The organism is Chitinophaga sp. W2I13, assembly GCF_050434005.1.
Classification (GTDB): domain Bacteria; phylum Bacteroidota; class Bacteroidia; order Chitinophagales; family Chitinophagaceae; genus Chitinophaga.
Window position 1 is genome coordinate 7,221,142 of the sequence record NZ_JBNPWD010000001.1, and the last position, 25,996, is coordinate 7,247,137.

25 protein-coding genes are annotated in these 25,996 nt (G+C 49.5%); 20 read left to right on the forward strand and 5 right to left on the reverse strand.

The window, feature by feature from the left end; translation table 11 throughout:
• Window positions 1-92: 92 nt before the first annotated feature.
• From QFZ48_RS29525 to QFZ48_RS29535, 3 genes are read left to right on the forward strand one after another with little or no spacing between them, the layout of a single operon-like run.
• Window positions 93-647, forward strand: coding sequence for a GNAT family N-acetyltransferase (locus QFZ48_RS29525; RefSeq protein WP_429047235.1), 555 nt, complete (start codon window positions 93-95; stop codon window positions 645-647).
• Between the two features lie 10 nt (window positions 648-657).
• Window positions 658-1,152 carry an N-acetyltransferase family protein gene (locus QFZ48_RS29530; protein WP_429065050.1) on the forward strand — a complete coding sequence of 165 codons (495 nt, stop codon included), beginning with the start codon at window positions 658-660 and terminating at the stop codon, window positions 1,150-1,152.
• 60 nt (window positions 1,153-1,212) lie between these two features.
• A complete protein-coding gene (locus tag QFZ48_RS29535) occupies window positions 1,213-1,629 on the forward strand; it encodes an EamA family transporter (RefSeq protein ID WP_429047230.1) in 417 nt (138 codons plus the stop codon).
• Between the two features lie 226 nt (window positions 1,630-1,855).
• Here QFZ48_RS29535 and QFZ48_RS29540 read toward each other — a convergent pair whose 3' ends face one another.
• Window positions 1,856-2,497, reverse strand: a complete 642-nt coding sequence (locus tag QFZ48_RS29540) for a helix-turn-helix transcriptional regulator (protein WP_370909919.1) — start codon at window positions 2,495-2,497, stop codon at window positions 1,856-1,858.
• Between the two features lie 138 nt (window positions 2,498-2,635).
• Here QFZ48_RS29540 and QFZ48_RS29545 point away from each other — a divergent pair, with 138 nt between their 5' ends.
• From QFZ48_RS29545 to QFZ48_RS29615, 15 genes are all read left to right on the forward strand, one after another.
• Window positions 2,636-3,205, forward strand: a complete 570-nt coding sequence (locus QFZ48_RS29545) for an NADPH-dependent FMN reductase (protein ID WP_079467720.1) — start codon at window positions 2,636-2,638, stop codon at window positions 3,203-3,205.
• A gap of 56 nt (window positions 3,206-3,261) precedes the next feature.
• The gene (locus QFZ48_RS29550; RefSeq protein WP_370909918.1) at window positions 3,262-3,588 is read left to right on the forward strand and encodes a HesB/IscA family protein; all 327 of its coding nucleotides are present in this window, start codon (window positions 3,262-3,264) and stop codon (window positions 3,586-3,588) included.
• Between the two features lie 13 nt (window positions 3,589-3,601).
• The gene (sufB, locus tag QFZ48_RS29555) at window positions 3,602-5,047 is read left to right on the forward strand and encodes a Fe-S cluster assembly protein SufB (RefSeq protein WP_370909917.1); all 1,446 of its coding nucleotides are present in this window, start codon (window positions 3,602-3,604) and stop codon (window positions 5,045-5,047) included.
• A 42-nt stretch (window positions 5,048-5,089) separates the two neighbouring features.
• The gene (gene sufC / locus QFZ48_RS29560) at window positions 5,090-5,854 is read left to right on the forward strand and encodes a Fe-S cluster assembly ATPase SufC (RefSeq protein ID WP_370909916.1); all 765 of its coding nucleotides are present in this window, start codon (window positions 5,090-5,092) and stop codon (window positions 5,852-5,854) included.
• A gap of 8 nt (window positions 5,855-5,862) precedes the next feature.
• Window positions 5,863-7,182 carry a Fe-S cluster assembly protein SufD gene (sufD, locus tag QFZ48_RS29565; protein ID WP_429065051.1) on the forward strand — a complete coding sequence of 440 codons (1,320 nt, stop codon included), beginning with the start codon at window positions 5,863-5,865 and terminating at the stop codon, window positions 7,180-7,182.
• 7 nt (window positions 7,183-7,189) lie between these two features.
• The gene (locus tag QFZ48_RS29570; RefSeq protein WP_429047225.1) at window positions 7,190-8,437 is read left to right on the forward strand and encodes an aminotransferase class V-fold PLP-dependent enzyme; all 1,248 of its coding nucleotides are present in this window, start codon (window positions 7,190-7,192) and stop codon (window positions 8,435-8,437) included.
• A 10-nt stretch (window positions 8,438-8,447) separates the two neighbouring features.
• Complete coding sequence (locus tag QFZ48_RS29575; protein WP_370909913.1) at window positions 8,448-8,876, forward strand: SufE family protein; 429 nt, start codon at window positions 8,448-8,450, stop codon at window positions 8,874-8,876.
• Window positions 8,873-9,184, forward strand: a complete 312-nt coding sequence (locus tag QFZ48_RS29580; protein ID WP_429047223.1) for an iron-sulfur cluster assembly protein — start codon at window positions 8,873-8,875, stop codon at window positions 9,182-9,184. The genes QFZ48_RS29575 and QFZ48_RS29580 overlap by 4 nt, the downstream gene beginning before the upstream one ends.
• A gap of 116 nt (window positions 9,185-9,300) precedes the next feature.
• Complete coding sequence (locus QFZ48_RS29585; protein WP_429047221.1) at window positions 9,301-10,614, forward strand: SWIM zinc finger family protein; 1,314 nt, start codon at window positions 9,301-9,303, stop codon at window positions 10,612-10,614.
• On the forward strand, window positions 10,614-12,068 hold the full coding sequence (locus tag QFZ48_RS29590; protein ID WP_429047219.1) for a DUF5691 domain-containing protein: 1,455 nt from the start codon (window positions 10,614-10,616) through the stop codon (window positions 12,066-12,068). The genes QFZ48_RS29585 and QFZ48_RS29590 overlap by 1 nt, the downstream gene beginning before the upstream one ends.
• Before the next feature lie 24 nt (window positions 12,069-12,092).
• Window positions 12,093-13,172, forward strand: coding sequence for an ATP-binding protein (locus tag QFZ48_RS29595; protein WP_429047218.1), 1,080 nt, complete (start codon window positions 12,093-12,095; stop codon window positions 13,170-13,172).
• Between the two features lie 252 nt (window positions 13,173-13,424).
• Window positions 13,425-15,785, forward strand: a complete 2,361-nt coding sequence (locus QFZ48_RS29600) for a DUF5682 family protein (RefSeq protein ID WP_429047217.1) — start codon at window positions 13,425-13,427, stop codon at window positions 15,783-15,785.
• A complete protein-coding gene (locus tag QFZ48_RS29605; RefSeq protein WP_370909907.1) occupies window positions 15,775-16,914 on the forward strand; it encodes a VWA domain-containing protein in 1,140 nt (379 codons plus the stop codon). Before QFZ48_RS29600 ends, QFZ48_RS29605 begins: the two co-directional genes overlap by 11 nt.
• 21 nt (window positions 16,915-16,935) lie before the next feature.
• Window positions 16,936-19,551: a DUF4132 domain-containing protein gene (locus QFZ48_RS29610; RefSeq protein ID WP_429065053.1), complete on the forward strand. Its 2,616-nt coding sequence runs from the start codon at window positions 16,936-16,938 to the stop codon at window positions 19,549-19,551.
• Window positions 19,552-19,626: 75 nt separating this feature from the next.
• Window positions 19,627-21,219 carry a beta-N-acetylhexosaminidase gene (locus QFZ48_RS29615; protein WP_429047211.1) on the forward strand — a complete coding sequence of 531 codons (1,593 nt, stop codon included), beginning with the start codon at window positions 19,627-19,629 and terminating at the stop codon, window positions 21,217-21,219.
• A gap of 43 nt (window positions 21,220-21,262) precedes the next feature.
• On the opposite strand, the gene QFZ48_RS29620 is transcribed toward QFZ48_RS29615, so the two are convergent.
• Window positions 21,263-21,892 carry a hypothetical protein gene (locus tag QFZ48_RS29620; RefSeq protein ID WP_429065055.1) on the reverse strand — a complete coding sequence of 210 codons (630 nt, stop codon included), beginning with the start codon at window positions 21,890-21,892 and terminating at the stop codon, window positions 21,263-21,265.
• Window positions 21,893-21,946: 54 nt separating this feature from the next.
• Entirely contained in the window at window positions 21,947-22,126 is a 180-nt protein-coding gene (locus tag QFZ48_RS29625; protein WP_370909903.1) for a hypothetical protein, read from the reverse strand.
• A gap of 263 nt (window positions 22,127-22,389) precedes the next feature.
• On the opposite strand from QFZ48_RS29625, the gene QFZ48_RS29630 reads away from it, so the two are divergent.
• The gene (locus QFZ48_RS29630) at window positions 22,390-22,632 is read left to right on the forward strand and encodes a hypothetical protein (protein WP_429047207.1); all 243 of its coding nucleotides are present in this window, start codon (window positions 22,390-22,392) and stop codon (window positions 22,630-22,632) included.
• A 30-nt stretch (window positions 22,633-22,662) separates the two neighbouring features.
• Here QFZ48_RS29630 and QFZ48_RS29635 read toward each other — a convergent pair whose 3' ends face one another.
• Both QFZ48_RS29635 and QFZ48_RS29640 read right to left on the reverse strand, forming a co-directional pair.
• The gene (locus tag QFZ48_RS29635; protein WP_429047205.1) at window positions 22,663-23,526 is read right to left on the reverse strand and encodes a pirin family protein; all 864 of its coding nucleotides are present in this window, start codon (window positions 23,524-23,526) and stop codon (window positions 22,663-22,665) included.
• Window positions 23,527-23,536: 10 nt separating this feature from the next.
• Window positions 23,537-24,826, reverse strand: coding sequence for a hemolysin family protein (locus QFZ48_RS29640; protein WP_429065056.1), 1,290 nt, complete (start codon window positions 24,824-24,826; stop codon window positions 23,537-23,539).
• 210 nt (window positions 24,827-25,036) lie between these two features.
• Here QFZ48_RS29640 and QFZ48_RS29645 point away from each other — a divergent pair, with 210 nt between their 5' ends.
• Window positions 25,037-25,996: a sulfite exporter TauE/SafE family protein gene (locus tag QFZ48_RS29645; RefSeq protein ID WP_429047201.1), complete on the forward strand. Its 960-nt coding sequence runs from the start codon at window positions 25,037-25,039 to the stop codon at window positions 25,994-25,996.

A 25,996-nucleotide genomic window follows, 5' to 3' on the forward strand; every position in this document is an offset into this window, starting at 1 on the left:
GCAGGCATTAAAGCGGGATTAAAATCAAGGTTCCTATGGACATTTTCGCAATATCTGTTAGCTTTGCCCCAACCTAAACCGGCAACCGTATCATGCATTTACCCGTTTTAAATACCGGCAACCTGGTACTGAGACCAATAGACGAAAAAGATACCGCCGCCCTGTTCAGGCATTTTTCGGATGATACCGTCACAAAATATATGGACATTGATTCATTTTCCAATATCAGTGAAGCCACCCATATTATACAGTTTTTCCGCCAAAGCCTGGAAAAGGAAGAAGGCATGCGATGGGCCATCACACTGGCCGGAAAGGATGAACTGATAGGCACCTGCGGGTATCACAAGATCAACAAAACACATTTCAAAGCGGAAATCGGCTACGATCTGCGACCCATCTACTGGGGCAAAGGCATTATGAAAGAAGCGATAAGCGCCATGCTCAGTTATGGCTATGAAGAATTGCAGTTCAACCGCATTGAAGCCTTTGTGGACCCGGAAAATCAGGCGTCGTCCAAACTGTTGAGCAGATTGGGATTCCGCTACGAAGGCTTTTTAAGAGATGCCTTCTTTGAAAAAGGAAAATTTGTAAATGCAGAACTCTACAGTCTTCTAAGACACGAACATACACGCGAATCTATTTTCTAATTATTATATCATGAGCTTACAATTCCGGCATGCTACAGAAGCCGACCTGCCAAGGATCGTTGAAATTTATAACACCACTATCGCCAGCAGAATGGTGACTGCCGACACCTCACCTGTTACTGTTGAAAGCCGGCTACCCTGGTTTCATGCGCACAACAATACCCTCCGTCCCCTGTGGATGATAGACGACAACGGCAGTAATGTGGGCTGGATGAGCTTTCAATCGTTTTACGGCCGGCCGGCCTACGACGGCACAGTAGAAGTAAGCATCTATCTCGATGAAACGATGCGTGGCAAGGGATTAGGCAAAAAAATACTGCAACATGCCATTACCGTAGCGCCGGAATTTGGCGTACAAACACTGCTGGGTTTTATTTTTGCGCACAACGAACCCAGTCTGAAACTGTTTCTGAATATGGGTTTTGAAGAATGGGCGCACCTGCCGGAAATTGCGGTACTGGATGGAGTGGAAAGAAGTTTAAAAATTTTAGGTAGAAAGATCTGATTCCGGCTACAACATTCCTTCAGTTTTCCGGGATAACTTACAAACCGTAAAAGGAAAAATATGTGGTGGTTTTATGCATTACTATCCGCTTTCTTCGCGGCCTTAACCGCTATCCTGGCCAAAATCGGGGTAGCGGACATCCCTTCCAACCTGGCTACCGCCATCAGAACCCTCGTTATATTGGTATTGGCCTGGGCCATTGTGTTTGCAAGAGGGGAATATAAAGGCGCCGGCGCCCTGTCCAAACACGCACTGCTCTTTCTCATCTTATCCGGTATCGCTACCGGTTGTTCCTGGATCTTTTATTTCAAAGCGCTCCAGATCGGCAAAGTATCGCAGGTAGCCCCCGTGGATAAGCTCAGTGTGGCGCTCACCATTCTCCTCTCCGCTATCTTCCTTCACGAAACACTCACCCTGAAAACCGCCATCGGCGCCAGCCTCATCATCGCCGGCACCCTGGTGCTCATCCTGAAATAACAGTCTCACGCGGATTTTGTCTTTCTCGCTGATTACGCTGATTATAATGATTAGCTTGATTTTTACTTTTGGATTTTTTTAGATTTCTTTGATTTTTTCAATAATAATTAAGGGAGATAAAAGCGAATATATCCGCTGCTATCTCCCTTAATCCTTTATAAAATCCAAAAGTAAAAATCAAGCTAATCATTATAATCAGCGTAATCAGCGAGAAAGACAAAATCCGCTACTCCGCCTCTATCTTATACACACAACGGCGGGCGCCGTTGATAATATGCTCCATCCGCGACACATTCATTTTCTCCCCGAGTATGCTCACAAACGTGCGCATTTCGGAAGTACAGATATTGTCGCATTCTGTGGCGGCGCAGCAAATGGGACAGTGATTCTCTATGAAGTAATACGTATCGCCTTCTTTTTTCCATTCCGCCAGGTACCCTTCGCCGGAGCGGATGGCCGCAAACGAGGTGAGCCGGTTTTCAATACCGTTGACGCCTTCCAGGGCGCTGCTGTATTTTTCCAGCTGGCTTTTTTCCCGGGCGTTCACCACGTTATCGAGCGCTTCCTTACCCAATACCGTTTTAATGGTCTGGATCAGCTGAAGGGTGAGTTCGGTATGTGTGTCAGGGAAACGGGCATTACCCAGGGGGGTAAGACTCCATATTAAAACAGGGCGTCCTACGCCTTTGGAAGCACTTTCCGACTGCACCAATCCTTCTTCTGCCAGTTTAAGCAGTTGAAGCCTGGCGCCCTCTCCGGTAATACCCAATTCGTTGGCCAATTCAGCTGCAGACAGCGGTCCCCGGGTCTTGAGCAACGTCAAAAACCGTTCGGCAGCATTCTTGGTTCGTATTGGATAATTTTCCAAGTTCTTACTTGTTTTATTCTCAAATATCGGTATTTTTGTGAAAGCTAAAAAAAAGATTTTGGGATTTTGGTGAGTTTATGAGATCCTTCATCAAAATTTAATCTCATAATCATTTAAATTTCTAAAAGTTAAATATTAATGAACGTCCTGATATTTAATGGTGCGATAGATGACCGTCCTTATGCCACAGCAAACCAGCTGGCGGTGTATCTGACGGAACAGTTAAAAGAGAAAGGATTTTCCCCGGAGATCTTTAGTCTGGGTAACGCCCAGATCCCCTTTTTCTCCCAGGCGGAAGCAGGAACGAAACCACCCGCAGTAGACGCCATGTGCAAAGCTTTTTGTAAGGCAGACCTGCATATTTGGATGACTCCTTTATATCATGGCAGCATGACCGGCGCCATGAAAAATTGCCTGGACTGGCTCGAGATGACAAGCAAGAACCAGCGTCCTTATTTAACAGGAAAGGTTGTAGCTTTGCTGTCCTGGGCGGACGGCACCCAGGCCATGCAGGGTATAAATGCGATGGATGCAGTGGCAAAGGCACTAAGGGCGTGGGTTTTACCATATTCCCTGCCCATTTTGAAAGACAACCTGTATGACCCCGAAACCCGGGGGTTCACTGAGTTCTATAAAAATAAACTGGATACGATGGTGCAGTTACTGTGTGCGGCTAAATCGCATGTAGTGGCTGGTATTGAAGGATAAACAGATAAGGATAGGCCGGGAAACCGGTAAATAGCTAATTAAAACAAATTCTGAGTATGATAACCGTTTCAGAAAAAGCAGGAGAATATATAAAAGCGCTGATGGAAAAAGAACATCATGCGCCGGGCACCTTTGTACGGGTAGGCGTAAAAGGTGGTGGCTGTTCTGGTCTTGAATATGTGATGAAATTTGAAGCAACCGAAGAAGAAGGCGACCAGATTTTTGAAGATAAAGGCGTAAAAGTAGTAGTACAAATGAAAAGCCTCCTTTACCTGTATGGTACAGAACTGGACTATTCTGATGGACTCAACGGAAAAGGCCTCTACTTTAATAATCCAAATGCAACCAGAACGTGTAGCTGCGGCGAAAGCTTTGCGGTTTAAATATTAAACTTGTATGATCAACAGTAACGAAATAATTGATGATATAGCCAATAAGGAGTACGAGTTTGGCTTTAGCACCGATATTGAAATGGATATAGCTCCTCCGGGGCTGAATGAAGATATCATCCGTTTTATTTCGGCGAAGAAGAATGAGCCCGAATGGCTGCTGGAATGGCGCCTGAAGGGATTTGCCGCGTTTAAGAAAATGGAATTCCCGAAATGGCAGCACTTTGAAATGCCTAAGCTTGATCTGCAGGCACTTTCCTATTATGCCGCACCAAAGAAGAAAATACAGCTCAACAGCCTGGATGAAGTAGATCCGGAACTGCTGGCTACCTTCGCAAAACTGGGTATTCCCCTGAATGAACAGAAAGCCCTTACCGGTGTAGCCGTGGATGCCGTTTTTGACAGCGTTTCCGTAGCCACCACTTTCAAAGGGAAACTGAAAGAAATGGGCGTTATCTTCTGCTCTTTCGGTGAAGCAGTACAGGAACACCCCGACCTGGTAAAGAAATACTTGGGCAGCGTGGTTCCCCATACGGATAACATCTTCGCAGCACTCAACGCCGCCGTATTTTCCGATGGTTCCTTCGTTTACATTCCCAAAGGCGTACGATGCCCGATGGAACTGAGCACTTACTTCCGTATCAACGCACAGAACACCGGACAATTTGAACGTACCCTGATCATCGCAGACGACAACAGCTACGTAAGCTATCTCGAAGGCTGCACCGCTCCCATGCGTGATGAAAATCAACTGCACGCCGCAGTAGTGGAACTGATAGCACTCGAGCAGGCTGAAATAAAATACTCTACCGTACAAAACTGGTATCCCGGCGATAAAGACGGTAAAGGCGGTATCTATAACTTCGTTACCAAAAGAGGCATCTGCAAAGGCGCTGCCAGTAAGATCTCCTGGACACAGGTAGAAACCGGCTCCGCTATTACCTGGAAATATCCCAGCGTAATCCTGCAGGGCGACCACTCCGAAGGTGAATTTTACTCCGTGGCAGTAGTCCGTAACAAACAGATCGCTGATACCGGTACCAAGATCCACCACATCGGTAAAGGCACCAAAAGCCGCATCATCTCCAAAGGTATTTCCGCCGGCAGAGGCGATAACAGCTACCGCGGCCTGGTATCCGTTGGGCCACGTGCCGATAACGCACGTAACTTTACCCAGTGCGATTCCCTGCTCATCGGTAACCAATGCGGCTCCCACACCTTCCCGTATATCGAATCAAGGAACAAAACAGCCATGATCGAACACGAAGCCACCACTTCGAAAATCGGGGAAGACCAGATCTTCTACCTGAACCAACGTGGCATCGACAGCGAAAAGGCAGTTGCCCTGATCGTAAACGGCTATGTGAAGGAAGTACTGAACCAACTCCCGATGGAATTTGCAGTAGAAGCGCAAAAATTATTATCTATTACACTTGAAGGAAGCGTTGGATAACTCATTATCCAATTAATACATACAGAACGAAATAAAACAATCATGCTGACGATTAAAAATCTGCACGCAGAAGTAGAAGGGAAAAAAATTCTGAAAGGCATTAATCTCGAAATAAACAAAGGAGAAATGCACGCTATCATGGGACCTAACGGTTCCGGCAAAAGCTCACTGGCTTCTGTTCTGGCGGGACGTGATAACTACACTGTCACCGAAGGTGAAGTTTGGTTCAACGGCAAAAATCTGCTGGATATGGCTCCGGAAGAACGCGCCCGCGAAGGTGTTTTCCTCGCTTTTCAATACCCCGTAGAAATTCCAGGTGTTTCCAACCTCAACTTCCTCAAAACCGCACTGAACGAAATCAGGGCGTATAAAGGTCTCCCGGCCCTCGAAGCCAGGGAATTCCTGAAGCTGACCAAAGAAAAACAACAACTGGTCGATTTTCACTCCAACCTGATGAACCGTTCCCTGAACGAAGGATTCAGCGGTGGCGAAAAGAAACGTAACGAAATTTTCCAACTCGCTATGCTGAACCCACAGCTCGCCATATTGGATGAAACAGATTCCGGACTGGATATCGATGCACTGCGTATTGTTTCAAATGGTGTAAACAAATTACGCGATGCAGAAAAATCTTTCGTAGTGATTACTCACTATCAACGCCTGCTGGAGTATATCATACCTGACTTTGTGCATGTATTATACAACGGCCGTATTATTAAAACCGGTACCAAAGAACTGGCACTGGAACTCGAAGAAAGAGGATACGACTGGCTGAAAGAGGAATTACATTTGAAAGAATCTGTATAAAAAGAACTATGACAAGCGATATGATATTGCCATTTTACCAGGCGTTAACAGAAGATGTAAATGCACTGTCGGCACAGGCTCCCTCCCTCGCTACCGATACGCTGCAGGACATCCGCCGCAAGGCGCTGGAGCGTTTCTCTGCGATAGGCTTGCCTACGCTGAAAACGGAAGCATGGCGCTACACGAATATTCAGCGCTACCTGAAAGAGTTTCCTTATGAACTGCTTACCACTGCTTCCCCCGTTGCGGAAGAAGTAGTAAACAGCACCGCTATTCCTGAACTGGACTGCTACCGCATTGTGCTGGTAAATGGCCACCTGCAGGCGGATCAGTCTACCCTGCCGCAAGGCAAAGGTATCACCGTTGGCGCCATGAGTGCCCATACCACCGCACCAGGCTTTGTTACTTATTTCAATGAACAGCACCACCTGGCCGCAGAATCATTGGCACAGCTTAATACAGCCCTCTTCGCAGATGGCCTGTATATCGAACTGGCCGCCAACACCGTGGTCGATAAACCCATACATGTAGTAAACGTTTACTCCTGTACAGCGCATGCCTTCATTCAGCCACGCCACCTGTGGATCCTGAACAGAAACGCTGCCGCCACCATCATCGAAACTTCCATTCACCCGGAAACCGCCACCATCGCTTTTGCGAACAGTGTACTGGAAACCGTGGTACTGGAAAATGCAGAACTGTGGCACTATAATGTACAACAGGGCGCCGAAAGCTTCCGGGAAGTACATACCACCGCTGCACAGCAACACAAAGACAGCCGTTACCACCATTTTAATTTCACCCTGCCAAACACCCCGTTCACCCGTAACAACCTGAGCGTGGCCCTGAATGGCAGTCATACCGAAACTAATCTGAACGGTTTATATATTGCCAGCAAACACCAGCATGTAGATAACCATACCTTTATGGATCACATCATGCCGGACTGCAACAGCAACGAACTGTACAAAGGCGTACTGCTCGATAACGCCAACGGCGTATTTACCGGCAAGATCCTTGTACACCAGGAAGCACAGAAAACAAATGCTTTCCAGCAGAACAATAACCTCCTGCTCGGTACCAAAGCGGACATCAATTCACAGCCTCAGCTGGAAATTTATGCCGACGACGTAAAGTGCAGCCACGGTTTTACTGCCGGTCAGTTCAGTGAAGAGTCCATGTTCTACCTCCGCTCACGCGGTATTGGCGAAGATGCGGCAAAAGCACTGATGGTAAACGCCTTCTCCCACGACATCACAGATGCAGTGAAGGTGCCTGCCCTGCAACATTTCCTGCAGACGCAGATTGCGGAGATCATGAATAACTAATTTTACGATGGAACATATTGCTAACATCATAACCGACGGCCTGGACGTAAAGCAGATCAGAAAGGATTTTCCTATCCTGCAGCAACAGGTACATGGTAAACCGCTGGTATACTTCGACAACGGAGCTACCACGCAGAAACCACAGGTTGTAATAGACACGGAAGCCCGCTATTACGAAGAATATAACAGCAATGTGCACCGGGGTGTACATCACCTGAGCCAGGTAGCTACCAACGCATACGAAAAAGCCCGCATCACCATTGCAGGTTATATCAATGCCGCAGACCCGCATGAAGTAATCTTCACCGCAGGTACCACCGCCGGCATCAACCTGGTAGCCAATACCATGAGCCGCCGCTTCCTTCAGCCGGGCGACAGCGTCATCATTTCCGCCATGGAACACCATAGTAATATAGTGCCCTGGCAGATAGCCTGCGAAGAAACCGGCGCCACACTCAAGGTAATTCCTATCAACGACCGCGGCGAACTCCGGATGGACGCATACAAAGCCATGCTGGATGATTCCGTGAAAATAGTAGCCGTTACCTACGTTTCCAATACCATGGGAACCGTAAACCCGGTACAGGACATTATAACGCTGGCGCATGCACGCAATATACCGGTACTGCTCGATGCCGCCCAGGCAATCCAGCATATCAGTATCGATGTACAGGCGCTCGACGTGGATTTCCTGGCTTTCTCCGGCCATAAAATTTATGGCCCTACCGGCACCGGCGTACTCTATGGCAAAAAAGAATGGCTCAATAAACTGCCCCCCTACCAGGGCGGCGGCGATATGATCAAAACCGTTACTTTCGAAAAAACAATCTATAACGAACTGCCGTATAAATTTGAAGCCGGTACCCCTAACATTGCCGGTGGCATCGCATTGGGTGCGGCTATCGAATACCTGCAGCAAACCGGGATCTCCAAAATCCAGCAATGGGAAGAAGAGCTGATGGAATATGCCATGCAGGAACTACGCCAGATCGATGGCATTCGTTTTATCGGAGACGCCACAGAAAGAAGCGGCGCCATCTCCTTCCTGGTACACAACATCCACCCGTTTGATATGGGTGAACTGCTGGATCAGCAAGGCATCGCCGTAAGAACAGGACACCACTGCACCGAACCACTGATGGATATCTTTAAAATCCCGGGTACCGTGCGTGCATCCCTTTCTTTCTATAATACCAAAGAAGAAATAGACAAACTGGTAGCCGGCATAAAAAGAGCCGCCGCCATGCTTTTGTAAACAGGTGAATATGACGATTCAGGAAATACAGGAAGAAATAATATCCGATTTTTCGGTGATGGGCAGCTGGGAAGATAAATACGAATATATCATCCAGCTGGGTAAGGAATTACCGCTCATCTCAGAAGAATTTAAAACGCCGGACAATCTCATCAAAGGCTGCCAGTCGCGCGTGTGGCTGCATACAGAGCTGAAAGACGGGAAACTTTTTTTTACCGGCGACAGCGATGCCGTTATCACCAAAGGCCTCGTAAGCCTGATGATCTATGTACTTTCCGGTCATACGCCACAGGAAATTGCCGCAGCAGACATTTATTTTATCGATGCCATCGGCTTGAGCAGCCATCTCTCCCCCACCCGCTCCAACGGGTTGCTGAGTATGCTCAAACAAATGAAGCTGTACGCCATCGCCTACCAGGCTAAAATTAATCAGCAATGAGTGAAGCAATATTAAGAGAACAGATAGAAGCACAGCTCAAAACCGTATTCGACCCGGAAATCCCGGTGAACATATGGGAACTTGGACTGGTATACGAAGTAAAGATCAAGGAAAATAACAGGATCGGTATCGATATGACCCTTACCGCCCCTGGCTGCCCCGTAGCCGGCGATATTATCCGCGAAGTAGATGAAAAAATAAGAAATATAGAAGGCGTTTCCGATGTGGATGTGCACCTTACTTTTGATCCCCCCTGGACAAAAGAAATGATGAGCGAAGAAGCTAAACTGGAACTCGGCTTTCTGTAAAACAACACAATACTTACATACTAAAACCAAATATCAGATACACTGCGTAGTGTTACCTGATATTTGGTTTTTTATTTTATGGAATTATTTACTTTGCGCTTTAAATCGTTAATCCATTGAACCTATCCGACGAACAAGTGCTTGCTATGGCGCCTGATGAATCTTCCCGTAAATCCGGGAAGGATCTGGCTAATCCGGCTAAATGGGTTAGTAAAGGCGTCAGCGATATAGCGTTATGGGGCGAATGCCAGGGCAGCGGCAGCAAACCATACCAGACACAGATAGATACCGGCAACATGGCATTCAAATGCAGTTGCCCCAGCCGTAAGTTTCCCTGTAAACACGGACTGGGCCTGCTGTTGCTCTACTCCAGGCAACGGGCTTCCTTCCAGAAAGAAACACCACCGTCCTGGGTAAGCGAATGGCTCGCCAAACGCGCCGAAAAAGAAGAGAAGAAAAATACATCCGCCACTTCAACAGAGAAGCAGCCAGATACGTCCGCACAGGCCAAAAGGCAACAGGCACGCATGCAGAAAGTAAGCGACGGCGCCGCAGAACTTCTCCGCTGGATAAAAGATCTCGTGCGCAACGGTATCATGGACATGCCCGAAAAAGATCCGGCTTTCTTCGAAAATATGATCCGCCGCATGGTAGATGCACAGGCCCCCGGCCTCGCCGCCATGTTGCGCGAACTGGCAGACATCAGCTACTTCCACGACGGATGGCAATCCGTTTTTATCACCCAGCTCACACGCATTTACCTCGTTATACAGGGCTATCAGCACCTCAGCGACCTCCCACCAGCACTCCGGCAGGATATCCGCACCCTCGCCGGTTTTTCTACCTCACAGGAAGAACTGAAGGAACAAAACGGTATCACCGACACCTGGCAGGTACTGGGAAAACAAACCACGGAAGAAGACCGCCTCGTGGTGGAACGCTACTGGCTGTACGGCATAAATACCAAACGTCCCGCACTGATACTGCAGTTTTATGTACGCGGACAAAGCACCATCGCCAATACCCTCACTCCCGGCAGCGCCATCAATGCGGAACTGGTATTTTATCCTTCCGCAGCACCGCTGCGCGCACTGATCAAACAACAGGTAACAGTGCCGGCAAACCACACCTTCAGCGGCTATGCCGGATGGCAGGAAGTAGTAACCGCGCAAACCGCCATCAATGAAGTATTGCCCGTGTATAACGACCAGGTATATACGATCGCAGACCTTACCCCTGTTTGGCACGCGGATCAATGGTGGCTACAGGACAGCCGTCAGCAACTCATGGCCGTGAAAAAAACTTTCCAGCACACCTGGAAACTGCTGGCGCTGAGCGGGGGAACACCCCTCCATATGGCAGTTACCGGTAAAGAAACCCAATATGAACCCATTGGCGTTTGGCATGAACAGGAATATAAAATACTATAATGGAGCACTGGCATCAACTCATTAATACCGCCTTACTGGGCACCGCTAAAAAACCGGTAGACAGCACCGGTATGAACGGCCCCCTGCAACAGGCGGCCCATACCATCCTGACAGGCGAACACACAGATAAAGAAGATAAGTTCCTGCAACTGGCAGCAGTGCTCTATAACTACCGCCTGAGCGGCACGCAACCCGTTACCGCCAACGTAGCACCCATGAAAGTGTGCCCGCCGGAAACAAAACTTTACTGCAAGCCCGCCGCCATAAGAGTACTGCAACAGGTACTGGAAACCGAAAGCATCCAGCTGCTCCAGCTATGGCTCGAATACTGCGCCAAGGCCAATGTACTCCTGCCACCGGCGCAACTGCCCGTGATGCTCGACAAAGGCTGGCGGAATAAATCATTGCGCGCATTGATCGCTGCTACGGGCGGACAACGTGCGGAATGGCTCGGGCACTTTAACCCCGACTGGAACTTTTCACGCGTAGCGGATACCATCGAAGACAGATGGCAGAATGGCGCCACCGCACAGCGTTTTGAAGCGCTGAAGGAGTTGCGTGCAACCGATCCCGTAATGGCGCGCACCTGGCTGGAGCAATCCTGGCCTAAAGAAAGCGCTACCGTGAAAACGGAACTGCTCTCCGTACTGGAACAACCTGCCCATCCCGCAGACATTCCCTGGCTGGAATCGCTGCTCACCGAAAAAAGTAAACAGGTAAAAGACACCGCCACCCGCATCCTGAAAAAACTGCCCGGCTCCTCCCTCCATGAAAAATACTGGCAGATCGTAGCCGGCGCCATACAACTCGATGAATACGGTCAGGTAACGGTAGCGCTCCCGGAAATAACGGACGACAGCATTTTCCAGAGCGGCATCGAAAAACTCAGCAACGATAAAAGCATTACGGATGAAACACACATCCTCTACCAGCTGATCAGCTTCGTACACCCCGCCCGCTGGGAAGAACATTTTAACCGGAATACGGAAAGGGTCATCGCCCTCTTCCAGCTACAGGAATCGCTGAAACCTTTTATCCCTGCGCTGGTGCTGGCTATTGCCTGGTTTGAAGACAAAGCGCGCGCTGTCTCGTTTATGGAGCACAGCGAAACTTTTTATATAGATATCATCCCCCTGCTACCACCGGAACAACAACAGCAGTTCAGTGAAAAGTTTTTTGATGAACACCCGGACTCCATTATCCAGTATGCCTGCAACAACCAGGAAGAATGGAGCCTCCCGCTATGTACCCGGATCTTCAAATATGCGGCCACACAGCCTTACACCTACAATCAGCAATTCATGAATAATCATATCCGGCAGATACCCGTAGCCATTGCCGCCACCCTGGATGATATCACACCCGTGGAGGCCTATCACACCGGGTACTGGAATAATATCAAAGTTCACCTGGGCCGGCTGCTCCAGGCAAAAAGCCAGATACAATCACTTTAATCCAAACACATTAATCAACATACCATGTCAGACATTTTACGCTACCACGCCGAACAACTGTACGCACAGGAGCTGGAAGAACTGAAAAAAGACGACGCAGGGAAGCGTCCGCAAAACTGGTTACTGCCGCCACAAGCGGTAGTTACTTACCTGATCGGCGGGAAACTGAAGAACGGTTTTGAAGTCACCCCTAAATATATTGGCAGCAAACGCCTCATGGAAATAGCCGTGGCTACCCTCGCCACCGACAGGGCCCTGCTGCTGTATGGTTTGCCTGGCACCGCCAAAAGTTGGGTGAGCGAACACCTCGCCGCAGCCATCAGCGGCGATTCCACGCTCATCATTCAGGGTACCGCCGGTACCAGCGAAGAAAGTGTGCGCTATGGCTGGAACTACGCCCGCCTGCTGGCCGAAGGCCCTACCCGGAATGCCCTGGTGGAAACCCCGGTGATGCGCGCGATGCAGGAAGGAAAAATTGCCCGCATAGAAGAACTCACCCGCATCGGCGCCGATGTGCAGGATACCCTCATCACTATCCTGTCGGAAAAAACGCTTCCCATTCCTGAACTGAATACGGAAGTGCAGGCCACCAAAGGATTCAATATCATTGCTACCGCCAACAACCGCGATAAAGGCGTAAATGAATTATCCAGTGCGCTGAAACGCCGCTTCAATACTGTTATCTTGCCTGTTCCGGATTCCATGGAAGAAGAAATTGATATTGTAAGAAGAAGGGTGGAAAGCTTTGAAAAAACGATGGACCTGCCGGCAGAAAAACCTGCGGTGGAAGAAATCCGCCGCATCGTTACCATCTTCCGCGAACTCCGCAACGGCGTTACCCTCGATGGCAAAACCAAGCTGAAGTCGCCCGGCGGCACCCTCAGCACCGCTGAAGCCATTTCTGTGGTGAATAACGGTCTCACCCTGGCCGCCTGGTTCGGCGATGGCACCCTCAATGCTGCGGATCTGGCCGCCGGCATCATCGGCGCTGTAGTGAAAGATCCCGTTCAGGATAAATTGGTTTGGCAGGAATATCTCGAAACAGTGGTAAAAACACGGGAGGATTGGAAAGATGTGTACCGCGCCTGCCGTGACCTGGCTTAACAGCAGGTAAGGTTCAGGTCCGCCTTTAAAGCGGGGATGAAGCGTATCAAGTCCACCTTTATGAAGGCTATAAAGCGTGATACAACGTGAAAACTCCTGCTTTACTGCTTTAGTTTTTACTTTAATAGTAATTTCATAAGTAAATCATAATGTGTTCATTACATTATGTTTGTTTAGAAATTACTTTCAGTATAATTTCCGGGAGATGCCGAACTGCTGGCACTCCATTCATTTGTTAATAATGATCGACGTATGTCCGTACATATATTAGGTATCCGGCACCACGGCCCTGGCTCAGCAAGGAATGTAAAAGCTTTCCTGGAAGAGCTGCAACCGGATATTGTGCTGATCGAAGGACCACCGGAAGCAGATGCCTTGCTGCAATGGGCTGGTCATGAAGAGCTGCAACCACCCGTGGCCATCCTGGCTTATCAGCCGGATAGTCCGCAGAAAGCCTGCTTCTATCCATTTGCGGCCTTCTCACCGGAATGGCAGGCCATGCTGTATGCCAAAACCCACCGCATCCACGCCCGCTTTATGGACCTTCCCCTGGCCCATGTATTCGGCATGGAAAACGAAGCCGCGGCAAAAAGAGCAGCCGGCGCTCAAAAAGAGGAAGCTCAAAAAGAAGAAGCTGAAAACACAATACCAGGGGAAGACATGCCTCCCGCGGAACTGAACTCCGCATTGAATGCTTCCACGAAAGCATTCAATGCGGAAGAACTGGACCTGGAATTTCTCCCGCCATCACCGCAGGACCCGGTCGCCCACCTGGCCCATGCCGCCGGATACGACGATGGCGAACGCTGGTGGGAACATATGTTTGAATACCGCCTCGGACAGGAACAGGTATTTGAGGCGGTGCATGACGCCATGCACGCCCTCCGGGAAGAACTCCCCCGGCGGTACGACCGGAAAGAAGCCCTCCGTGAAGCCTGGATGCGGAAGTGCATCCGTCAGGCAGAAAAGGAAATGTTCCAGCGGATAGCCGTCATATGCGGCGCCTGGCACGCACCGGCGCTGCAAACCATGCCCAAACAAAAAGATGATAACGACCTGCTGAAAGGCCTCCCCAAAGTAAAAGTGGAATGCACCTGGATACCATGGACGTATAGTCGCCTCAGTTATGAAAGCGGCTATGGCGCCGGCATTCCGTCACCGGGATGGTACGAACACATCTGGGAATACCCTGCCGATGATGGTACCCGCTGGATGGCGCTGGTAGCAAAGCTCTTCAGGGAGCAGCAACAGGATACCTCCGTGGCGCACGTAATGGAAGCAGTACGCCTGGCCAACGCATTGGCTGCCCTCCGTCATTATCCCAGACCCGGATTGGAAGAACTCAACGAGGCCACCCTCAGTGTGCTCTGCAACGGGGAAAGTATCCTCATGCAACTGATCCGTGATGAGCTGATTGTACGCAACCGGATCGGGAAAGTACCCCCAGAAGTACCTACGCCTCCACTCCAGGCCGATATTTCCCGGTGGCAGAAAAAACTAAGGCTGCCGCAAACAGCTGACTTTAAAGACTATACCCTCGACCTGCGGAAAGACACGGACCTGGAAAGAAGTATTTTCCTCCACCGCCTGCAACTGCTGGAAATATACTGGGGAAAACGTTTCGAGGTATCCGGGAAAGGTACCTTCAAAGAACAATGGCGCCTGCAATGGGACCCCGCCTTTTCCATTGATATCATCGAAAAAGGCAGTTGGGGAAATACCGTAGCAGAAGCCGCTACCAGCTTTGTTACCAACACCGCCAATAATACCGGCACTCTTCAGCAGGTATGTAAAATGCTGGAATCCGCCATCCCTGCAGAACTCCCCGCTGTAGTGGAAGTATTGATCCACCGGATCAACAACCTCGCTGCCGCCTCCGGCGATGTGCTCCAGCTGATGGAAGTAATTCCCTCACTGGTAAATATCAGCCGCTATGGCAACGTGCGCAAAACAGATGCGGCGCTGGTCAGCAACATCACCGAAAGCATGATAGGCCGCATCTGCATCAGCTTACCCGCTGCCTGCACCGCCGTTGCCGATGATGCCGCACTCCCGCTGCTGGATCTCTTCTTTGCCATGAACGACGCCATTAACCTCATACAGGATAATGCCCTCACCACCTCCTGGCAGGAAACGCTGCTGGCCATTTCCCGCAACGCGCAATCGGCCCCCATGATAGCCGGCTACGCTTCACGGCTCCTCTTCGACGGCAAAATAATGACGGGGGAAACATTGGTAAAAGCTTTCAGTGTATCCATGTCAGTAGCCAATCCGCCTGCACTGGCGGCCGCCTGGCTGGAGGGCTTCCTCAGGGGCAGCGGTACCCTGCTGCTCCTGGATGAAGAGCTGTGGGACATGGTGCATAATTGGGTTTCCCAACTGGAAAATGATATTTTCATACAGGTATTGCCGTTATTACGCCGCACCTTTTCTAACTTTACCGCCCCGGAACGAAAAAAACTGGGCGACAAAGTGAAACACGGCGGAAATGGAACCAGCATAAAAGCAACTACCACAGGGGATATAGATCATGACCGGGGCGCCCGGGGCATCCCCGTAGTGATGCAGCTGCTGGGATTTAAAGACGCTAAATTATTACCGGATGGAGCATGAAGAACAGGTTCGCAGGTGGCGGCTCGTACTGGGTGGATCCCAGAATGACGGTACCTCCTTCCCGTTAAATAAAACGGACCTGCAGTTGGACAAAACACTGGAAGCCCTGTACGACAGCACCAGGCAGGGAGGATTAGGACCATCCTCTCCAAACGTAAGCCGCTGGCTGGGCGATATCAGGAGCTACTTTCCCGCCTCTGTGGTGCAGGTAATGCAACAAGATGCCCTCAAACGCCTGAACCTCACCCAGATGCTCTTCGAAAAAGAGATGCTGGAAAACATAGAACCCGATGTACACATGGTGGCCACCCTGATGACTTTGAGCAAGGTTATCCCGGAAAAAACCAAAGACACCGCCCGGCAGGTAGTGAAAAAAGTGGTGGATGAACTGATGCGGAAACTGGCACAACCCACCCAGCAGGCCATCACCGGCAGCTTAAACCGCAGCGCACGCAACCGGCGCCCACGGCATAACGAGGTGAACTGGCCTCTAACTATCCAGAAAAATCTGCAACACTATCAACCGGAGTATAAAACCATTATCCCTGAAACACTGATCGGGTACGGCCGCAAACGGTCGGCGCTGAAAGAAGTGGTATTATGCCTGGATCAAAGCGGATCAATGGGTACCTCTGTCGTTTATTCTGGTATCTTTGGGGCTGTAATGGCTTCTATCCCGGCGCTAAAAACACAGATGGTGGTTTTTGATACCGCCGTGGCAGACCTTACAGAAGAATTGCAGGACCCGGTGGAACTGCTGTTCGGCGTACAACTGGGCGGAGGTACAGATATCCATGCCGCACTGAAATACTGCGCACAGATCATCACCAAACCGGCAGACACCGTACTGGTACTGATCACCGATCTCTTTGAAGGAGGAGATGAAAAAAATATGCGGAAACGCTTTACCGAACTTGCAGCAGCAGGTGTACAGGTAATCGTACTGCTGGCGCTGAACGATGAAGGCGCCCCCAGCTACGATCACGAGAATGCCCAATTCCTGGCAAACCTCGGAATACCCGTATTCGCCTGCTCCCCGGACAAGTTTCCGGAGATGATGGCCTGCGCATTGAGCAAACAGGATGTTGCACAATGGGCAGCAAAAGAAGATATTGTGCTGAAAAAATAATCTGAATCTATCTATACCCTTATGCCATACAAAAAGGAAACTATACTACCTCTTGTTGAAAAACTGAAACAACTGAATGACTATGAAAACATCGCAGGCGCTATACAGTCCGGGGTAGATTTCCTTACAGGGCACACCTATGAAACACCGGTATTTCCCACCGCTGAAACCGCCCGGCAAATGGGACATTTCATCTCCCTGCTGCAAATTCCCGACCACTGGGACGACAACGACCGGCTCATACTAAAGCTGATTTCACCACCGATTACCTGGAACGAATGCAGGGAAACCTTCCTGACAACCATCATTCCGATGATGGACATGCCCGGCACCTCCTCTTCCATTGTACTGCGGTTCAGCTATTTTACCAGCTACCTCCAGCAACGGGGTTGCACACCGGAAGAAATCGGCTCTCTCATGATCAGCTATTCCAGGGACGGTAACAACTTCGACCTTGCACCGCTGAAATTCACGCCCCTGCGCAAATTTCTGCAGGACCTGATCAAAAGTGCGGAACCACATGTGATCAACGCCTATGTAAACACCTGGCGTAAAAAAGGATGGAACTCCCTCTTCTTCCGGCTCCTTACCAAAGGGCACCCGGACCGGGAAATGGAATACCTGGAAAACATCCTCCTGCTGCCGGAATACCTTCCGGATCAACAGGCCGTGTCCCGCGTATTACTGCAAAACAACCCTGGCAAGTATGAACCGCTGATCGAAAAAACAACCACGCAACTGGCTGCACTACCCGATTATGCCGCCGCCGTCAGTGGTTATTATCTTCTCGCCGGTCATCTTCCCGAAAAATATAACCAACGGCTGCTGAAAGCAGCCTACGATTACCTGGAAAGGCAGGTTGCCGGCCCATACACACCGGAATCGGGGTACTCAAAGGTAACAGGGAACATACCGCCCAACAACATGCCCCCCGGCGTACTGGCAGTGCGCGGCTTGCTGCACCTCGACCGCCCCGCAGCCGTTCCTTATCTCGCTGACCTGCTTGCTCAAAAACGTTCGCTCCACCCCGAAGCCTTCCAGGTGCTGGCAGACGAGTTACAGGAACAGGCAGCACCCATGCTGCTGCACGCACTGGAAAATGATTACGACGCCAGAACAATACTCCCGGTGCTCTCCCAGCTGGACAAGGCGCTGTATATAGATCAGCTCTGGCCTTACACCCTGCATAAACTGAAATCAGTTCGTACGCTCGTTGCCGTGATACTGGCGGAACACCCGCAGGCGCTGGAAAGAGCGGCGGAATTACTGGGGCATAAGAAAGCCGATCAACGCTTAACCGCCGTACAGATCCTGTCTAAACTCGACCATGAGCATGCCCGGGAACTGCTGCAACAGGCGCTCCACAAGGAAGTAAACGACGATGCACGTGACCTGATGCTGGAAACACTGGGAGGACATACCCTCACAGATACCGACGACCTGGTGCTCGTTACCAGGCTGGTGATGTTTGCAAAGAAAAGACACAAACTCTCCAAGCCGGCAGAGAAATGGCTGGACGACAAAGCCTTGCCGCCGCTCTACCTGCTGGATGGTACAGTGATGACCACCGACATGATGCGCTTCCTGATTTACCGCATGTCGAGGGTAACGGAAGTACACGCCGACGTGGAAGCCAAACCACTGCTGCGTTTGATCGACCGGTCCCGCAGCGGCGACTTTGCCCGCGCACTCTATAAAGCATATGCCGACCAGGGCGGCGACCTGAAGCTAAAGTACCTCATGACGCTCACCGCCCTGCTGGGAGACGACCTGCTGGCCGATACCCTGCGGGAAGACATACAGCTCTGGATTACCACCAAACGGCTCAAAATGGCGGAACACGGCGTGGGCGCGCTGGCCCTGCATGGCAGCAATAAAGCGCTCCGCGAAGTGGAATTCTTCTCACGCAGGTACCGCTTCCGTAAAGCAGTAGTAGGCGCTGCAGCCCTCCGGGCGCTGGAGCTGACGGCCACAGAAAGAGGTCTAACGCTGCAGGAGCTGATCGATTCAATAGTGCCTGATTTTGGCTTCGATGGACTGTACCGGTCCTTTGAAGTGAAAGGCGAAACATACCGCGCATTCCTCGACAGTAACTTTAAACCGGCTTACATTAATGATAAGGGCCGTCGCCTGAAAGCCATTCCCGTAGCCACTCCCAGGGAAATCAGGAATGCTTTCAAAGCACTGCCAAAGGAAATGGCCGATACCATCAAAGTACAAACACAGCGACTGGAACTTTTCCTGGAAGAACAAAGAAAATGGAGCGCCGAAAAATGGCAGGCCGTATTCCGGCACAACCCGGTGATGTCCGTTTTCGCCACAAGGCTTGTCTGGGCGTTATTCGATGAAGGCGATCAGCTGATCACCGCCTTCTACTGCGATGAAAACATAACACCACGGACGCTTACCGGCGACTCCCTTACCCTTCCGGAAAATGCGCAGGTAAGGATATTGCATCCCATTCACCTGGATACAGCTACCCTGCAGCAATGGAAAGATACATTCAAGGCGCAGCCGGTGTTTCCTCAACTGGACAGGCCCGTAACCCTGCCGCAAAATTATGCGGTAGAATACGACTATGGCGACGCCTCTATGGAAAACGGATTACCAAGCGGTTATATGGAACAGGAAGGTTAATGGCGCAGTTCTTTTAAATCACGGGATTTTATTGTATTTTTTCACCTTAACCAAGTGAACAATAAAAATCTACGTATGTTAAAACTACGCTCCACCCTGGCATTGGCAGGCCTGCTGCTGCTATCGGTAAGTACCATGCCCCTGCAGGCAATCAATATTATTCCGCAGCCGTCGGAAGTAAAAACATTGTCCGGCACGTTCTCTTTATCCGGCGCCACTGCCATCATTCCAGGCAAGTGCGCCGGCGAGGCCAACCAGCTGCAACAGGCATTACAGGAAACATATGGACTCTCTCTGACACTGAAACCTGCTGCCAAAAACAACTACATCCGCTTCTCCCTGGACGCAAAACTGGAGAAGGAATTAGGCAAGGAAGGCTACCAGCTGCAGGTAACGCCTGATAACATCACCATCACCGCGGCAACTACAACCGGCGTGTTTTATGGTATACAGTCTTTACGCCAACTCATTACCGCCAACGGCAGCGCATATACGATTAATGCCGTGTCCATCAAAGACAAGCCCCGCTTTGGCTGGAGGGCATTCATGCTGGATGAAGGCCGCTACTTCAAAGGCGGCGAAACCGTAAAACACCTCCTGGATGAAATGGCGCTGCTGAAAATGAACGTTTTCCACTGGCACCTCACCGACGACCAGGGCTGGCGTATTGAAATCAAAAAATATCCCCTGCTTACCACTGTCGGCAGCAAACGCGATTCCACCCAATCCGGTACCTGGAACAGCAAAGTATACGACGGCAAACCCCACGAAGGGTTTTATACGCAGGAACAGATTAAAGACATTATCAAATACGCGGCAGACAGGCACATCACCATTGTTCCTGAAATAGAAATGCCGGGCCATTCCAGCGCGGCCATTGCAGCCTATCCGTGGCTTGGCACCACCCACACGCCTATCAGGGTTCCGGGTAAATTCGGTGTGCATTACGACGTTTTCAATGTGTCTGATCCCAAAGTGATCGCCTTCCTGGAAGATGTGTTGCAGGAAGTGATTACCCTCTTCCCCTCTAAAGTGATCCATATCGGCGGCGACGAAGTAAAATACGACCAGTGGAAAGCAGATGCCGGTGTAAATGCCTTCATGAAAGCGCATCAGCTTGGCTCTCCTGCCGACCTGCAGATTGCTTTCACCAACAATATCTCCAACTACCTGGCAAGCAAAAAACGCCGTATGGCCGGATGGAACGAAATCATGGGCACAAAGCTGCATGAGTTCACTGATAGCAAAGATGTTTCCGCTACGGAAAAACTCGCAGCCGGTACCATTGTGCAATTCTGGAAAGGGGAGCTGAAACTGATCACCGATGCGGTGTCTAAAGGATACGACGTAATCAATTCCTATCACGCCATGACTTACCTGGATTACAGCTACAAGGAAATATCACTGGAAAAAGCCTACAGCTTTGATCCCATCCCCGAAGGCCTTGATCCGAAGTTCCACAGCAAAATACTGGGCAGTGGCTGCCAGATGTGGGGTGAATGGATTCCGGATGTAAAAACAATGAACCACCAGGTATTTCCCCGCCTGGCGGCTTATGCAGAAGACGCGTGGACCATTCCCGCCAATAAAAACTTCACACAGTTCTCCGATGCACTGCAATACTTCTATACCCGCTGGGATAAAGAAGGTATTCAGTACAATAAATAATTGTAAAAAAGCTATTGCAGCCATACCAGGCTGCAATAGCTTTTTATTTCGCCGGCACCAGTTTCAGGGTGTCGCCTGCCTTTTGCAGGTGATAAATGATAATCCCTTTGGTGTTTGCAGTTAACGCATCGGGATCACCTTCCCTGAACGCCGGAAAAGTACGTACCAGCGTTTTCTCTTTTATAAAAAATGTATCCTGTCCCCTGTAATCCTTTTGCTGCATGGTATCCAGGGAAACAGTGTTAATCCTTGTCACTTTAGGCCGGCCTATTTCAAAAGCATAGATCTTACCAAACCGGCCGGTACCCTCCGATAACATTTGCAGGTAAAGCTCCGGTTTACCGTTTCCATCCAGGTCTGCGATCATCATATTTTTCAGCTGCCCTTTCACGTCATGCTCAATGGTACTGTCTGCCTGTGTAGAATCCTTTTTGCTGCCTACCGCCAGGATAAGATCCCGCATACTGCCGGTACCAGAGGCAATCGCCGAAATGCGGTAATCGCCATATGTAGTATCTAACGAGATGCTTTCCGATTTTTCTTCTGGCACGCCCTGAACCGGGGCATTGGCCGAATCTTTGGCTGCCCGCTCCTGCTCATTCTGCATCGGGCTGTTACATGCGGTGCAAATTACCACCGCCAACAGCGATAACCTGAAAAATGTGTGATCCATATGCTGCTGATTTAAAAGCCCGGCCGCCGGTTAGCGGCCCGGAACTGCCTGTCATCAATGCTTTTTATGTTTATTAGCTTTGGTGTCTTTACTGTTGTGCGTGGTATCGCTGCCTTTATAATCCTGTTCTTCATTTTTCCTGCTGTCAAGATTATCCCTGATTTCGGGCCGTGGCATATTGGAAAAAGACTGTTGTTTACTTTGCCGGGTGTTCTCATTTCTGGTGCCTTTCATAAGATAAATTTTTGGTGAACAATATCTTAACCGCCACAAAAGCAGTGCCTCACGTTCTTCCGGCCGTCCATAGGGGTATACAGTATGGGATAACGTGTCTGTCACTCCACTGTTTGACGTGCAATATCCACAGTAAAAACGGGAATAAATAACGCAACGATAAGATAACTGAAATATTGTCAGCAGCTTACATCAACAGTGCTCTGCCGCTGGAAAGGGCGCATGATATCTGCTTATTAATACCTGAACAAATTTATTTTTTTATGAAAAACCTACCAGCTACCATCGGCCTTATAGGCACGCTTACCCTCCTCTTTTTCTTCAGGGGTACTCCGGACAAAGCACAGGCGGCTCCGGTAAAGCCAGCTCAGATTGATCAGATTGAAGTATTTGCACAGGACACTTTTCCACCTAAGCCAATGGATACCGTCATGAAACACAAGAAGAAAAAAGATAAGAAAGGAGATACTTCCTGGCCACAGAAAAGAGATACTTTATTCAGATGATTTTTAGCGGAGGGGAATCTCCCCTCCTTTTTATTGTTCGAGGGTACCAAATAGCCCATTCTTATAATCCTGTATTGCCTGCTCCGTTTCTTCCGCAGTGTTCATTACAAAATTATCTTTTGCCGCCACGGGTTCATTGATCGGTTCCGCGCAAAGGTATAACAGGCGGGTATTTTCAAGTGCTGAAATATGAATGTCCGGTTGCTCATCATCCTTATCAAACACCACCAGGTGATAGCCTGATACAGCGGTTCCATTCACTTCTATTTTTCCATCCACTACATACAACAACGTCCAGTATCCACGTGTAGCCGTAAGCGTTACGGCTTTTCCTGCTTCCACATTTCCCCAGATGGCGGTGATGGGCGTAAAGTTTTTTAATGGCCCTGTTTTACCTTCATAATCGCCGCCTACCAGCGTAAGGTGCACGCCTTCTTTTACCGCCACTGCGGGCATTTCTGTTCCTTTAATATACTGGTACCAGGGATCTTCTGCTTTATGCGCTGCTGGTACATTAAACCAGAGCTGCAATAGTTCATAGTTGCCCCCTTTCTTCAGAAATTCCTCCGACGGGCCTTCACTATGCAAAATACCTTTCCCGGCAAACATCCATTGTACGTCGCCGGCGGTAACGGTCATGGCATTACCGGCATTATCGCGGTGATATCCCTGCCCCTGCAGCATAAAGGTAACCGGTGCAAACCCGCGATGCGGATGCGGATGCAGCCTGTCTTCCGGCGATCCCGGCGCAAAATACTTTGCCGGCATATGATGCACCACAATAAACGGGTTGGCAAACCGGAACTGCATGGTAGGCAGTGATTGTCTTACGACTTCTGTATCTGTAATATGTTTTTCGCGTCCTTCGAGGACGTGGAGGATCTTCTTCTCCATAAAAATTATTTTATCGGATCAGTTTTAATCTGGCTTTTTCCACGGAGCTGCGGAACATTTTCAGGATCAGTACTTCATAATTTTCAATGATGATCACTTCTCCTTCCCTCGGAATATTTCCGTGGATGTAGTTGATTAAACCCGAAAGGGTTTCATAATGTTCACTTTCTGGCAAAGGATGGGGTAATAATTCATTGATATCTGCCAGGTATTCATGCGCATCTACAATAAAATTATCATCTTTTTGCTCTACAATCGGCGTTTCATGATCATGTTCATCCTGTATGTCGCCTACCAGTTCCTCCAGGATATCTTCCATGGTAACAATTCCCTCTGTATCGCCAAATTCGTTGGTCACTACCGCCATTTGCAGGCGTTGGCCCTGGAAGGTACGCAGCAGGTCTTTTATTTTCATGCTGTCCGGCACATAAAATACCGGCTTCATGATATCCTTAATGCTATGCAATGTTTTTTCATGCACGCCCTTCACCACATCTTTGGTATACACCACCCCTTTTAGTTCATCGAGCGAACCGCTGGATACGGGATACCTGGAGTAGCCGTCCCTGATCACCTGGTCTATCAGTTGATCCAGGGGCAGGTTGATGTCGAGGGAGGATATGTCTTTACGGTGGGTGAGGATTTCCTTTACGCGGCTGTCGTCGAACATAAATACGTTCTGGATCAGTTCCCGTTCGGTTTCCTCGATAGCGCCGCCTTCCTGGCTTTCAGAAATGATCAGCTTCAGTTCTTCTTCCGAATGGATTTCCGATTCTCCGGCCGGTTTAATACCCATAAGGCGGAGAATACTGTTGGCCAGCCCGTTGAGCAGCCATATAAAAGGACGGAAGATCACAAACAGCGCCCGCAGCGGGATGGCCACCACCAGCGTGGTGGGCAGCGGTTTACGGATGGCCATTGATTTGGGAGCCAGTTCCCCGAAAACGATATGCAGGATGGTAATAATAGTGAAAGCAACGGCTACGGCAATTACATGGGTAGCGGCCATTGAAATGGTAACACCAAGACTTTCCATCAACCGGAGTACGATGGCCGTCATCACCGATTCACCCACCCAGCCAAGTCCCAGTGAAGCCAGGGTAATTCCCAGCTGCGTAGCGGCCAGGTACCCGTCCAGGTTATTGAGGATGCTTTTGGCGGCGGCGGTAGCTCTTTTGCCGGTCAAACCGCCTTTACTGTTGATTTGGGAGGAACGTACTTTAACAATGGCAAATTCTGCCGCAACAAAGAATCCGTTTAATAATACTAATATAATTGTCCAGAAGAGTTGCCAAAGCATGTAGTTGTTAAATTGGTTCGCAACCCCAAATATAGGTAAATCAATTTTTATACGTTCGGGTATTTTGAAGAATTACAGATTATAAATTAAAATTCCGGGAGATATATTCGGGATTTTACCTTTCTGATATGCAATTTTTTCCAATCAGTCTACTTATTTCATAGAGTTTATGTATTTTGTGGGGAATTAAGGCTGGCACATTATTAAAAAATGGAGAAAGAACTTACTACCCTTGCTGCACCCGCAGCTCCGAGCACAAACGAATCAAATGCTGCAACGCCGCAGGAAAGCGTCAACTTTAGAAAACAGCGCTGGATTTATGGTATAGCAGGCATCCTCATACTGGGCGTTATCCTGGGTGTGGCGTGGTGGCAATCGCCCGATTTCCGCACGTATGTAGAAGACGTACCTCCTACTTTTTACTATTTCCTCATAGCAGGATTTATCTTCGCCATGATCGACGGCGCCATCGGCATGTCTTACGGCATTACTTCCACTACTTTTTCCCTGTCGATGGGCATTCCGCCTGCATCGGCGAGTACGGCGGTGCATATTTCGGAAATCCTCAGCTGCGGCATTGCCGGCTGGATGCATATGCGGATGGGAAATGTCAACAAAAAACTGTTTAAACTACTCATATTACCGGGTATTGCCGGTGCTGTGATAGGGGCTTACCTCTTATCGTCGCTGGAACATTACGCACAATACACTAAACCGGTGGTATCGCTGTATACGCTGATCCTCGGCACCGTTATCCTGATGAGAGCCATTAATGCGCAGCGCAAAAAACACGCAGCTAAAAAAATTAAGCGAATAGGCCTGCTAGGCTTCGGTGGCGGATTTATAGACGCTATCGGTGGCGGCGGCTGGGGTTCTATTGTGTTGTCGTCCCTGATTGCCGGCGGCCGACATCCCCGCTTTTCGCTGGGCACGGTAAAGGCTACCCGCTTTTTTATCGCTATGCTCAGTTCCCTCACTTTTGTAACGGTGTTGTATCACGTACACTGGGATGCCGTACTCGGCCTCGTAATAGGCAGCGCCATCGCCTCTCCTATTGCGGCAAAAGTATCCAATAAAATTTCTGCTAAAACTATTATGGTAGCGGTGGCGATCATTGTGATCCTGGCAAGTATGAGGAGCATCTATATGTTTGTAGCCAAAATCATATAG

Coding starts and splice junctions, on each gene's coding strand:
- QFZ48_RS29525 (WP_429047235.1), top strand. CDS start 93: ATGCATTTACCCGTTTTAAATACCGGCAACCTGGTACTGAGACCAATA.
- QFZ48_RS29530 (WP_429065050.1), top strand. CDS start 658: ATGAGCTTACAATTCCGGCATGCTACAGAAGCCGACCTGCCAAGGATC.
- QFZ48_RS29535 (WP_429047230.1), top strand. CDS start 1,213: ATGTGGTGGTTTTATGCATTACTATCCGCTTTCTTCGCGGCCTTAACC.
- QFZ48_RS29545 (WP_079467720.1), top strand. CDS start 2,636: ATGAACGTCCTGATATTTAATGGTGCGATAGATGACCGTCCTTATGCC.
- QFZ48_RS29550 (WP_370909918.1), top strand. CDS start 3,262: ATGATAACCGTTTCAGAAAAAGCAGGAGAATATATAAAAGCGCTGATG.
- sufB (WP_370909917.1), top strand. CDS start 3,602: ATGATCAACAGTAACGAAATAATTGATGATATAGCCAATAAGGAGTAC.
- sufC (WP_370909916.1), top strand. CDS start 5,090: ATGCTGACGATTAAAAATCTGCACGCAGAAGTAGAAGGGAAAAAAATT.
- sufD (WP_429065051.1), top strand. CDS start 5,863: ATGACAAGCGATATGATATTGCCATTTTACCAGGCGTTAACAGAAGAT.
- QFZ48_RS29570 (WP_429047225.1), top strand. CDS start 7,190: ATGGAACATATTGCTAACATCATAACCGACGGCCTGGACGTAAAGCAG.
- QFZ48_RS29575 (WP_370909913.1), top strand. CDS start 8,448: ATGACGATTCAGGAAATACAGGAAGAAATAATATCCGATTTTTCGGTG.
- QFZ48_RS29580 (WP_429047223.1), top strand. CDS start 8,873: ATGAGTGAAGCAATATTAAGAGAACAGATAGAAGCACAGCTCAAAACC.
- QFZ48_RS29590 (WP_429047219.1), top strand. CDS start 10,614: ATGGAGCACTGGCATCAACTCATTAATACCGCCTTACTGGGCACCGCT.
- QFZ48_RS29595 (WP_429047218.1), top strand. CDS start 12,093: ATGTCAGACATTTTACGCTACCACGCCGAACAACTGTACGCACAGGAG.
- QFZ48_RS29600 (WP_429047217.1), top strand. CDS start 13,425: ATGTCCGTACATATATTAGGTATCCGGCACCACGGCCCTGGCTCAGCA.
- QFZ48_RS29605 (WP_370909907.1), top strand. CDS start 15,775: ATGGAGCATGAAGAACAGGTTCGCAGGTGGCGGCTCGTACTGGGTGGA.
- QFZ48_RS29610 (WP_429065053.1), top strand. CDS start 16,936: ATGCCATACAAAAAGGAAACTATACTACCTCTTGTTGAAAAACTGAAA.
- QFZ48_RS29615 (WP_429047211.1), top strand. CDS start 19,627: ATGTTAAAACTACGCTCCACCCTGGCATTGGCAGGCCTGCTGCTGCTA.
- QFZ48_RS29620 (WP_429065055.1), bottom strand. CDS start 21,892: ATGGATCACACATTTTTCAGGTTATCGCTGTTGGCGGTGGTAATTTGC.
- QFZ48_RS29625 (WP_370909903.1), bottom strand. CDS start 22,126: ATGAAAGGCACCAGAAATGAGAACACCCGGCAAAGTAAACAACAGTCT.
- QFZ48_RS29630 (WP_429047207.1), top strand. CDS start 22,390: ATGAAAAACCTACCAGCTACCATCGGCCTTATAGGCACGCTTACCCTC.
- QFZ48_RS29635 (WP_429047205.1), bottom strand. CDS start 23,526: ATGGAGAAGAAGATCCTCCACGTCCTCGAAGGACGCGAAAAACATATT.
- QFZ48_RS29640 (WP_429065056.1), bottom strand. CDS start 24,826: ATGCTTTGGCAACTCTTCTGGACAATTATATTAGTATTATTAAACGGA.
- QFZ48_RS29645 (WP_429047201.1), top strand. CDS start 25,037: ATGGAGAAAGAACTTACTACCCTTGCTGCACCCGCAGCTCCGAGCACA.